The sequence below is a fragment of the Streptomyces sp. NPDC058326 genome (genome assembly GCF_042879855.1).
Classification (GTDB): Bacteria; Actinomycetota; Actinomycetes; order Streptomycetales; family Streptomycetaceae; genus Streptomyces.
On record NZ_JBHVZO010000004.1, the window covers coordinates 316,258 to 325,902 of the forward strand.

The 9,645-nt window shown below is 65.5% G+C and carries 18 protein-coding genes; all 18 read right to left on the reverse strand.

What is annotated here, in order from left to right; translation table 11 throughout:
• Nucleotides 1-8: 8 nt before the first annotated feature.
• On the reverse strand, nucleotides 9-860 hold the full coding sequence (map, locus tag ACFVYX_RS10095; RefSeq protein ID WP_389680876.1) for a type I methionyl aminopeptidase: 852 nt from the start codon (nucleotides 858-860) through the stop codon (nucleotides 9-11).
• A 97-nt stretch (nucleotides 861-957) separates the two neighbouring features.
• Entirely contained in the window at nucleotides 958-1,605 is a 648-nt protein-coding gene (locus tag ACFVYX_RS10100; RefSeq protein WP_389680877.1) for an adenylate kinase, read from the reverse strand.
• The gene (gene secY, locus ACFVYX_RS10105; protein ID WP_359203821.1) at nucleotides 1,605-2,924 is read right to left on the reverse strand and encodes a preprotein translocase subunit SecY; all 1,320 of its coding nucleotides are present in this window, start codon (nucleotides 2,922-2,924) and stop codon (nucleotides 1,605-1,607) included. Before secY ends, ACFVYX_RS10100 begins: the two co-directional genes overlap by 1 nt.
• 213 nt (nucleotides 2,925-3,137) lie before the next feature.
• On the reverse strand, nucleotides 3,138-3,593 hold the full coding sequence (gene rplO / locus ACFVYX_RS10110) for a 50S ribosomal protein L15 (protein ID WP_030214036.1): 456 nt from the start codon (nucleotides 3,591-3,593) through the stop codon (nucleotides 3,138-3,140).
• A gap of 1 nt (nucleotide 3,594) precedes the next feature.
• The gene (rpmD, locus tag ACFVYX_RS10115) at nucleotides 3,595-3,777 is read right to left on the reverse strand and encodes a 50S ribosomal protein L30 (protein WP_015035589.1); all 183 of its coding nucleotides are present in this window, start codon (nucleotides 3,775-3,777) and stop codon (nucleotides 3,595-3,597) included.
• Entirely contained in the window at nucleotides 3,777-4,379 is a 603-nt protein-coding gene (rpsE, locus tag ACFVYX_RS10120) for a 30S ribosomal protein S5 (RefSeq protein ID WP_017239585.1), read from the reverse strand. Before rpsE ends, rpmD begins: the two co-directional genes overlap by 1 nt.
• A gap of 46 nt (nucleotides 4,380-4,425) precedes the next feature.
• Complete coding sequence (gene rplR, locus ACFVYX_RS10125; RefSeq protein ID WP_015035587.1) at nucleotides 4,426-4,809, reverse strand: 50S ribosomal protein L18; 384 nt, start codon at nucleotides 4,807-4,809, stop codon at nucleotides 4,426-4,428.
• A 3-nt stretch (nucleotides 4,810-4,812) separates the two neighbouring features.
• Nucleotides 4,813-5,352 (reverse strand): 50S ribosomal protein L6, encoded by a 540-nt coding sequence (gene rplF, locus ACFVYX_RS10130; RefSeq protein WP_030214030.1) that lies wholly within the window; start codon nucleotides 5,350-5,352, stop codon nucleotides 4,813-4,815.
• 21 nt (nucleotides 5,353-5,373) lie between these two features.
• A complete protein-coding gene (gene rpsH, locus ACFVYX_RS10135) occupies nucleotides 5,374-5,772 on the reverse strand; it encodes a 30S ribosomal protein S8 (RefSeq protein ID WP_015035585.1) in 399 nt (132 codons plus the stop codon).
• A gap of 208 nt (nucleotides 5,773-5,980) precedes the next feature.
• Nucleotides 5,981-6,166, reverse strand: coding sequence for a type Z 30S ribosomal protein S14 (locus ACFVYX_RS10140; RefSeq protein ID WP_003948630.1), 186 nt, complete (start codon nucleotides 6,164-6,166; stop codon nucleotides 5,981-5,983).
• A gap of 5 nt (nucleotides 6,167-6,171) precedes the next feature.
• Nucleotides 6,172-6,729, reverse strand: coding sequence for a 50S ribosomal protein L5 (rplE, locus tag ACFVYX_RS10145; RefSeq protein ID WP_106975815.1), 558 nt, complete (start codon nucleotides 6,727-6,729; stop codon nucleotides 6,172-6,174).
• The gene (rplX, locus tag ACFVYX_RS10150; RefSeq protein ID WP_030214024.1) at nucleotides 6,726-7,037 is read right to left on the reverse strand and encodes a 50S ribosomal protein L24; all 312 of its coding nucleotides are present in this window, start codon (nucleotides 7,035-7,037) and stop codon (nucleotides 6,726-6,728) included. The genes rplE and rplX overlap by 4 nt, the downstream gene beginning before the upstream one ends.
• A 2-nt stretch (nucleotides 7,038-7,039) precedes the next feature.
• On the reverse strand, nucleotides 7,040-7,408 hold the full coding sequence (gene rplN / locus ACFVYX_RS10155; protein WP_003956455.1) for a 50S ribosomal protein L14: 369 nt from the start codon (nucleotides 7,406-7,408) through the stop codon (nucleotides 7,040-7,042).
• Nucleotides 7,409-7,505: 97 nt separating this feature from the next.
• Nucleotides 7,506-7,790, reverse strand: a complete 285-nt coding sequence (gene rpsQ / locus ACFVYX_RS10160; protein ID WP_053646167.1) for a 30S ribosomal protein S17 — start codon at nucleotides 7,788-7,790, stop codon at nucleotides 7,506-7,508.
• Complete coding sequence (gene rpmC, locus ACFVYX_RS10165) at nucleotides 7,790-8,014, reverse strand: 50S ribosomal protein L29 (RefSeq protein ID WP_015035581.1); 225 nt, start codon at nucleotides 8,012-8,014, stop codon at nucleotides 7,790-7,792. Before rpmC ends, rpsQ begins: the two co-directional genes overlap by 1 nt.
• Nucleotides 8,014-8,433 (reverse strand): 50S ribosomal protein L16, encoded by a 420-nt coding sequence (rplP, locus tag ACFVYX_RS10170; RefSeq protein WP_015035580.1) that lies wholly within the window; start codon nucleotides 8,431-8,433, stop codon nucleotides 8,014-8,016. Before rplP ends, rpmC begins: the two co-directional genes overlap by 1 nt.
• A 5-nt stretch (nucleotides 8,434-8,438) precedes the next feature.
• Entirely contained in the window at nucleotides 8,439-9,290 is an 852-nt protein-coding gene (gene rpsC / locus ACFVYX_RS10175) for a 30S ribosomal protein S3 (RefSeq protein WP_030214015.1), read from the reverse strand.
• On the reverse strand, nucleotides 9,290-9,637 hold the full coding sequence (gene rplV / locus ACFVYX_RS10180) for a 50S ribosomal protein L22 (RefSeq protein ID WP_004571827.1): 348 nt from the start codon (nucleotides 9,635-9,637) through the stop codon (nucleotides 9,290-9,292). The genes rpsC and rplV overlap by 1 nt, the downstream gene beginning before the upstream one ends.
• Nucleotides 9,638-9,645 lie beyond the last annotated feature (8 nt).

Consider the following 9,645-nt stretch of genomic DNA (forward strand, 5'->3'; position numbering starts at 1 on the left):
GGAGATCACTACGCCAGCGGATCCGGCGCCGCCGTGACACCCAGCTCCGCCAGCTTCGCCTTGCCGCCGTCGACGGCGGTGAGGACCAGCGGGCCCTCCTCCGTCAGCGCGATCGAGTGCTCCCAGTGGGACGACCAGGTGCCGTCGGTCGTGATGACCGTCCAGTCGTCCTTCAGGACCTCCGTCTGCGGGGTGCCGAGGGAGACCATCGGCTCGATCGCCAGGCAGAAGCCCGGAACCAGCTTCGGGCCCTTGCCGCGCTTCCGGGAGACGTAGTTCAGCAGGTGCGGGTCCATGTGCATCTCGGTGCCGATGCCGTGGCCGCCGTAGTCCTCGATGATCCCGTACCGGCCGAGGCTGTGGTCGCCGACCGCCGGCCGCGGCTGCCGCTTGATGTACGTCTCGATCGCCTTCGAGATGTCGACGAGCCGGTTGCCGAGCTTCATGGCCGCGATACCGGCCCACATCGACTCCTCCGTGACGCGGGAGAGCTCCACGAGCTCGGGCGCGTGCCCGGTGCCCACGAAGGCCGTGTACGCGGCGTCGCCGTGCCAGCCGTCCACGATCGCGCCGCAGTCGATGGAGATGATGTCGCCGTCCTTCAGGACGGTCTTGTCGTCCGGGATGCCGTGGACGACGACCTCGTTGACCGAGGTGCAGATCGTCGCGGGGAAACCGCCGTACCCGAGGAAGTTCGACTTCGCCCCGTGGTCGGCGATGACCTTCCGCGCGACCTCGTCGAGGTCACGGGTCGTGGCGCCCGGCACGGCGGCCTCGCGGGTCGCCGCGTGAATGGCGGCGACGACCAGGCCCGCCTCGCGCATCTTCGCGATCTGCTCGGGGGTCTTGATCTGCACCATCGTGGCCGCGGCCTTTCCATCGAGTACGGGGAACAGAACAACGATACGGCCGCGGCGCCCGTGAGGGGCACCGCGGCCGTATCGGAGGAAGCGGGGGTTACTTCTTGAGCGCGGCCATCGCCTTCGCGGTGACCTCGTCCACCTTGCCGAGCGCCTGGATCGTCACGACCAGGTTCTGCGCCCGGTAGTAGTCGATGATCGGCTCGGTCTGCGTGTGGTAGACCTCCAGCCGCTTGCGGACGGTCTCCTCGGAGTCGTCCGGGCGCTGGTACAGCTCGCCACCGCAGACGTCGCAGACGCCCTCGGTCTTGGGCTGGTTGTACAGCACGTGGAAGACGTGCGCGCTGTCGTTGCGGCAGGTGCGACGACCCGCGATCCGCTTCACGACCTCGTCCTCGGGGACCTCCAGGTCCAGGACCGCGTCGAGCTGCATGTCCTCGGCCTTCAGGACCACGTCCAGAGCCTCGGCCTGAGCCACGTTGCGGGGGAACCCGTCCAGCAGGAAGCCGTTGGCGGCGTCCGGCTGCTCCATCCGGTCCTTGGCCATCCCGATGGTCACCTCGTCGGGCACCAGGTCGCCGGCGTCCATGAACGCCTTGGCCTTCAGACCCAGCTCCGTGCCCTGAGAGATGTTGGCGCGGAACAGGTCACCCGTGGAGATGTGCGGGATGTCCAGGTTCCTGGCAAGGAACGCGGCCTGCGTACCCTTGCCGGCACCGGGCGGTCCGACGAGGACGATTCGCATCAGCGGAGGAACCCTTCGTAATTGCGCTGCTGGAGCTGGCTCTCGATCTGCTTCACGGTCTCCAGCCCCACACCCACGATGATGAGGATGCTCGTCCCACCGAAGGGGAAGTTGGCATTGGCGCCACCGAAGCCTGCCAACGCCATCGTCGGCACAAGAGCGATCAGACCCAAGTACAGCGAGCCCGGCCAAGTGATCCGGTTGAGCACGTAGCTCAGATACTCGGCAGTAGGTCGACCAGCCCGGATACCCGGGATGAAGCCACCATACTTCTTCATGTTGTCCGCGACTTCCTCGGGGTTGAACGAGATCGCCACGTAGAAGAAGGCGAAGAACACGATCAGGAGGAAGTACGTAGCGATGTAGTAGGGGTGGTCACCCTTGACGAAGTGGGCTTCGATCCAGGTCTTCCACCCTGCGGTGGAGCTGGAGAACTGGGCGATCAAGGCCGGGATGTAGAGCAGCGACGACGCGAAGATGACAGGAATCACACCTGCCTGGTTCACCTTCAACGGGATGTAAGTGGACGTACCGCCGTAGGAACGCCGGCCGATCATCCGCTTCGCGTACTGCACGGGGATGCGCCGCTGGGCCTGCTCGACGAAGACCACGAGGGCCACCATCACGAAGCCGATCAGGATGACGGTGCCGAACTCGATCCAGCCCTTGGCGAGCTTGCCGCTCTCCTTGATGGCCCACAGGGCACCAGGGAAGCCGGCGGCGATCGAGATGAACATCAGGATCGACATGCCGTTGCCGATGCCGCGGTCGGTGATGAGCTCACCGAGCCACATGACGACACAGGTACCCGCGGTCATCGTGATGACCATGGTGGCGATGGTGAAGATCGACGGGTCGGGCACGACCTGGTCGGCGACGCTGCAGCCGCTGAAGAGCGCACCGCTCTTGGCGGTGGCGACGAGACCGGTGCCCTGCAGCACGGCGAGGGCGACCGTCAGGTACCGGGTGTACTGCGTGATCTTGGCGGTGCCCGACTGCCCCTCCTTCTTGAGGGCTTCCAGGCGTGGGATCACGACGGTCAGCAGCTGCAGGATGATGCTCGCCGTGATGTACGGCATGATGCCGAGCGCGAAGATGGTGATCTGCAGCAGCGCCCCGCCACTGAACATGTTGACCAGGCCGAACAGGCTGTTGTTGCCCTCGCTGGCCTGCTTGACACACTGCTGGACCGCCTCGTACGCGACGCCGGGGACCGGGATGTGGGCCCCGAGGCGGTACAGCACGATGATGGCGAGCGTGAAGAGCAGCTTCTTGCGCAGGTCGGGCGTCTTGAACGCCCGGGCGAACGCGGTGAGCACGGTGCCTCCTGCGACCCCCGCGCTATGCGTCAAGGGTGACGGTCTTGAGGTTCGACGATTAGGTATCGGTCATCAATTCCGTGCGGGCATACCGCACGGAGTCTAGACAGTGCACGCCACCTTACCGGCGACCATGCCCCCCTAGGAACGACCAACCGGGGATGCCCCATTTGAGAGGCATCCCCGGTCGGATGTTCAAGCCATCGAGTCGTCTCAGACGAGCTCGGTGACGGTGCCGCCAGCGGCAGCGATCTTCTCCTTGGCGGAGCCGGAGACGGCGTCAACCGTCACCTGCAGCGCCACGGTGATCTCGCCGGTGCCGAGCACCTTGACGAGCTGGTTCTTGCGAACCGCACCCTTGGCGACCAGATCGGCCACCGTGACCTCGCCACCCTGCGGGTAGAGCGCGGTGAGCTTGTCCAGGTTCACGACCTGGTACTCGGTGCGGAAGGGGTTCTTGAAGCCCTTCAGCTTCGGCAGACGCATGTGGAGGGGCATCTGCCCGCCCTCGAAGCGCTGCGGAACCTGGTAGCGGGCCTTCGTACCCTTCGTACCACGACCGGCCGTCTTACCCTTCGACGCCTCACCACGACCGACACGGGTCTTCGCGGTCTTGGCGCCGGGGGCGGGACGGAGGTTGTGGGCCTTCAGCGGGCTGTTCTCCGCCATGTCAGTCAACCTCCTCGACCGTCACGAGGTGGCGGACGGTGTGCACCATGCCGCGGAACTCGGGACGATCCTCCTTGACAACCACGTCGTTGACCTTCTTGAGGCCGAGCGAACGCAGGGTGTCGCGGTGGTTCTGCTTGCTGCCGATGTACGACTTCGTCTGCGTGACCTTGAGGCGAGCCATTACGCACCCGCCCCAGCACGCGCACGGAGCAGAGCCGCGGGGGCGACGTCCTCGAGGGGCAGACCACGGCGAGCCGCGATCTCCTCGGGACGCTGCAGGCCCTTGAGGGCCGCCACGGTCGCGTGCACGATGTTGATCGCGTTGTCGGAGCCGAGCGACTTCGACAGGATGTCGTGAACGCCGGCGCACTCGAGCACGGCGCGCACCGGGCCACCGGCGATAACACCGGTACCGGGGGAAGCCGGCTTGAGCAGGACGACGCCCGCGGCCTTCTCGCCCTGGATCGGGTGAGGGATGGTGCCCTGGATGCGGGGAACCTTGAAGAAGTTCTTCTTGGCTTCCTCGACACCCTTGGCGATGGCCGCGGGAACTTCCTTGGCCTTGCCGTAACCGACACCTACGGTGCCGTCACCGTCGCCCACCACGACCAGCGCGGTGAAGCTGAAGCGGCGACCACCCTTGACAACCTTGGCGACGCGGTTGATCGCGACAACGCGCTCAACGTACGCGGTCTTCTCGGCGGCAGCGCCACCGTCGCGGCCCTTCCGGTCCCGCCGCTCGCCGCCACCGGCACCGCTTCCGCGGCGCTGGGGTCCAGCCATTGGATTTACCTCTCTCTGTTACGTCCGTTAGTCCCGGAACCGGGGCTTAGAACTTCAGCCCGGCTTCGCGGGCGGCGTCAGCCAGAGCGGCAATGCGCCCGGCGTACCTGTTGCCACCACGGTCGAACACGACAGCCTCGACACCAGCGGCCTTGGCGCGCTCAGCGACGAGAGCACCGACCTGCTTGGCCTGCGCGGACTTGTCACCCTCGCCACCACGGATCGACGCGTCCAGGTTCGACGCGGACGCAAGGGTGTGACCCTTGAGGTCGTCGATGACCTGAGCGGTGATACCGCGGTTCGAACGCGTCACGACGAGGCGCGGACGCTCCGCCGTACCCGACACGTTCTTGCGGATGCGGATGTGGCGGCGAGCCTTGGCCGCACGCTTGTAAGCGTCGCCCTTGGCGATCTTCACACCGTATGCCATGGCTTACTTACCAGCCTTTCCGACCTTGCGGCGGATGACCTCGCCGGCGTACTTGACGCCCTTGGCCTTGTACGGGTCGGGCTTCCGCAGCTTGCGGATGTTGGCCGCGACCTCGCCGACCTTCTGCTTGTCGATGCCCTCGACCGAGAACTTGGTCGGCGACTCGACCTTGAACGAGATGCCCTCGGGCGCCTCGATCAGGATCGGGTGGCTGTAACCGAGCTGGAACTCCAGGCTGGAGCCCTTCGCGGCGACGCGGTAACCGACACCGCTGATCTCGAGCGCCTTCACGTAACCCTGGGTCACACCGGTGATCATGTTGGCCACCAGCGTGCGGGACAGGCCGTGAAGGGCCTTGTTCTGACGCTCGTCGTTCGGACGGTTGACGTTGAGCACGCCATCCTCGCCCTTAACGATCTCGATCGGCGCGGCGACGGTGTGGCTCAGGGTGCCCTTGGAACCCTTCACCGTGACCGTGCGGCCATCGATGGTGACGTCCACGCCGGCGGGAACCTGGATAGGCAGCTTGCCAATACGCGACATGAGCTTTCCTTCCTTTCCCGACTACCAGACGTAGGCGAGGACTTCCCCACCTACGCCCTTCTTGCCTGCCTGCTGGCCGGTCAGGAGACCGTGGGACGTGGAGATGATCGCCACGCCCAGGCCGCCGAGGACCTTCGGCAGGTTGGTGGACTTCGCGTACACACGGAGGCCCGGCTTCGAGATCCGCTTGATGCCCGCGATGGAGCGCTCACGGTTCGGACCGAACTTGAGCTCGAGGACGAGGTTCTTGCCGACTTCGGCGTCCTCGACCTTCCAGCCCGTGATGAAGCCCTCCTGCTGGAGGATTTCCGCGATGTGAGACTTGATCTTGCTGTGCGGCATCGTCACGGAGTCGTGGTATGCCGAGTTCGCGTTACGCAGACGAGTCAGCATGTCCGCGATCGGATCAGTCATGGTCATGAATTGGCCTTCGGCCTCTCTCGCCGGGGTTTCCTGTATGCGCCATCCCTCTCCCCACACAGGGGCGGGACGGGTGCGGCGCGGGGACCTACGGCGTAGTAAGTCGTACGGGCGGCGGACGCCCAACCCTCCTAGCCTAAGCCATGGAGGCCTGGGCATCCGCCAACCCAGTGCTTACCGAGAGACTCCGGTCATCCCAAGTAAGGGATTACCAGGAGCTCTTGGTCACGCCCGGCAGCTCGCCACGGTGAGCCATCTCACGAAGGCACACGCGGCACAGGCCGAACTTGCGGTACACGGAGTGGGGTCGACCACAGCGCTGGCAGCGCGTGTAGCCACGCACGCCGAACTTGGGCTTGCGGGCAGCCTTCGCGATGAGAGCCTTCTTCGCCATCTCGCTTACGCCTCCTTGAACGGGAAGCCGAGGTGACGCAGAAGGGCACGGCCCTCGTCGTCGTTGGTCGCCGTGGTCACCACGGTGATGTCCATACCCCGGACACGGTCGATCTTGTCCTGGTCGATCTCGTGGAACATGACCTGCTCCGTGAGACCGAAGGTGTAGTTGCCACGCCCGTCGAACTGCTTGGGGGACAGACCACGGAAGTCGCGGATGCGCGGAAGCGCGAGCGACAGGGTGCGGTCCAGGAACTCCCACATGCGGTCGCCACGGAGGGTGACGTGCGCACCGATCGGCTGTCCCTCGCGGAGCTTGAACTGCGCGATGGACTTGCGGGCCTTGGTGACGGCCGGCTTCTGACCGGTGATGGTGGTCAGGTCACGGACGGCACCGTCCATGAGCTTCGAGTCACGGGCGGCGTCGCCGACACCCATGTTGACCACGATCTTGACGAGGCCGGGAACCTGCATGACGTTCTCGTAGGAGAACTCCTCACGCAGCTTGCCCGCGATCTCCTCGCGGTACTTCGTCTTGAGACGCGGAGTGGTGGTAGCCATCAGATGTCCTCACCCGTCCGCTTGGCAACGCGGATCTTGTTGCCCTCGTCGTCGAAGCGGTAACCGACACGCGTGACGACCTTCTGGCCGTCCTTCTCCACGACCAGCTGGACGTTGGAGACGTGGACCGGAGCCTCGGTGGTGACGATGCCACCGGCCTGCGACGGGCCGGCCTTGGTGTGCTTCTTGACCCGGTTGACACCCTCGACGAGGACGCGGTTCTCGCGGGGGAAGGCCGTGATGACCTTGCCCTGCTTGCCCTTGTCCTTACCGGTGATGACCTGGACCAGGTCGCCCTTCTTGATCTTCATGCTTACAGCACCTCCGGCGCGAGCGAGATGATCTTCATGAACTTCTTCTCGCGCAGCTCACGGCCGACCGGGCCGAAGATACGGGTGCCACGAGGGTCGCCGTCGTTCTTGAGAATGACAGCGGCGTTCTCGTCGAAGCGGATGTACGAGCCGTCCTGGCGGCGGCGCTCCTTGACGGTGCGAACGATGACCGCCTTGACGACGTCACCCTTCTTCACGTTGCCACCGGGGATCGCGTCCTTGACGGTGGCGACGATGACGTCACCGATGCCCGCGTAGCGGCGACCCGAGCCACCGAGAACACGGATGCAAAGGATCTCCTTGGCACCAGTGTTGTCGGCGACACGCAGTCGCGACTCCTGCTGGATCACGTCTATCTCCTGATTGTCTGCCGGTTCCCGGTGGGGTCGCGCTGAGCGACCCCACCGAGCCTGGCGGAACGAACTCGAAGGGTTACCCCTTCAAGAATTACTTGGCCTTCTCGAGGATCTCGACGACGCGCCAGTGCTTCGTCGACGACAGCTTCCGGGTCTCCATCAGGAGGACGCGGTCACCGATGCCGGCAGCGTTCTGCTCGTCGTGAGCCTTGAGCTTGTTCGTACGACGGATGACCTTGCCGTACAGCGCGTGCTTGACGCGGTCCTCGACAGCGACGACGACGGTCTTGTCCATCTTGTCGCTGACGACCAGGCCCTCGCGGACCTTGCGAGCGTTGCGCTCGGTCTTCTGCTCAGTCACGTTGCTCTCGCTCATCAGGCGCTCTCCACCGTCTCGATGCCCAGCTCGCGCTCACGCATCAGGGTGTAGATCCGCGCGATGTCCTTGCGGACGGACTTGAGCCGCCCGTGGTTCTCGAGCTGGCCGGTCGCCGCCTGGAAGCGGAGGTTGAACAGCTCTTCCTTGGCTTCGCGGAGCTTGTTGAGAAGCTCCTCGTTGCCCAGCTCGCGCAGCTCGGACGCCTTGGTACCGGCCGACATCACAGCTCACCTGCTTCGCGCTTAACGATCTTGCACTTCATCGGCAGCTTGTGGGCCGCACGGGTCAGGGCCTCGCGCGCGATCTTCTCGTTCGGGTAGGACAGTTCGAACATCACCCGACCCGGCTTGACGTTCGCGATCCACCACTCCGGAGAACCCTTACCGGAACCCATGCGGGTCTCGGCGGGCTTCTTCGTCAGGGGGCGGTCCGGGTAGATGTTGATCCAGACCTTGCCGCCACGCTTGATGTGGCGGGTCATCGCGATACGAGCAGCCTCGATCTGGCGGTTCGTCACGTACGCCGGCGTGAGGGCCTGAATGCCGTACTCGCCGAACGCAACCTGCGTACCACCCTTGCTCATACCCGAGCGCTTGGGGTGGTGCTGCTTGCGGTGCTTGACCCTACGGGGGATCAGCATTTCGGTCAGGCCTCCGTTCCGGTGCTCTCAGCCGGAGCGGCAGCGGCGGCGGGAGCGTCGGCCTTGGGGGCCTCGGCAGCCGGCGCGGACTGCTGCTGCGGCTTGCGGCCGCGGCCGCCACGCTCGCCACCGCGGCCACCACGGCCGGCGGGACGGTCGCCAGCGCCACCCGCGCCACGGGCCGGGCGGTTACCCGCACGGGCCGCAGCGTTCTCGGCGCGGACCTCGGCGATGTTCTTGACGTCGCCCTTGTAGATCCAGACCTTCACGCCAATGCGACCGAAGGTCGTCTTGGCCTCGAAGAAGCCGTAGTCCACGTTCGCGCGGAGCGTGTGCAGCGGCACACGGCCCTCGCGGTAGAACTCGGAGCGGGACATCTCGGCGCCGCCGAGGCGACCGCCGCACTGGATCTTGATGCCCTTGGCGCCGGCCTTCATCGTGCCCTGCATGCTCTTACGCATGGCGCGACGGAAGGAGACGCGGGAGGAGAGCTGCTCGGCAACGGCCTGGGCAACCAGCTGAGCGTCCATCTCGGGGTTCTTGACCTCGAGGATGTTCAGCTGGACCTGCTTGCCCGTGAGCTTCTCGAGGTCGCCGCGGATGCGGTCGGCCTCGGCGCCACGGCGGCCGATGACGATGCCGGGACGCGCGGTGTGGATGTCCACCCGCACGCGGTCACGGGTGCGCTCGATCTCAACCTTCGAGATGCCGGCGCGCTCCATGCCGGACGTCATCATCCGACGGATGGCGACGTCTTCCTTGACGTAGTCCTTGTACAGCTTGTCGGCGTACCAGCGGGACTTGAAGTCCGTGGTGATGCCGAGCCGGAACCCATGCGGGTTAACCTTCTGGCCCATTACCGGGTTCCTTCCTTGCTGCTGACGACCACGGTGATGTGGCTGGTCCGCTTACGGATCCGGTAGGCACGGCCCTGAGCACGCGGACGGAACCGCTTCAGGGTCGGGCCCTCATCCACGTACGCCTCGCTGATGACCAGCGAAGAGGCGTCAGTGTGGTCGTAGTTGTGCGCGGCGTTGGCGATGGCGCTGTCCAGCACCTTGCCAACCGGCACGCTCGCGGCCTGCGGGGCGAAACGCAGGACCGCCTGAGCCTCCGTGGCGTCCATGCCACGGATAAGGTCCACCACGCGGCGGGCCTTCATGGGCGTGACGCGGATGTACCGCGCCTGGGCCCTGGCTTCCATGGTTGTCC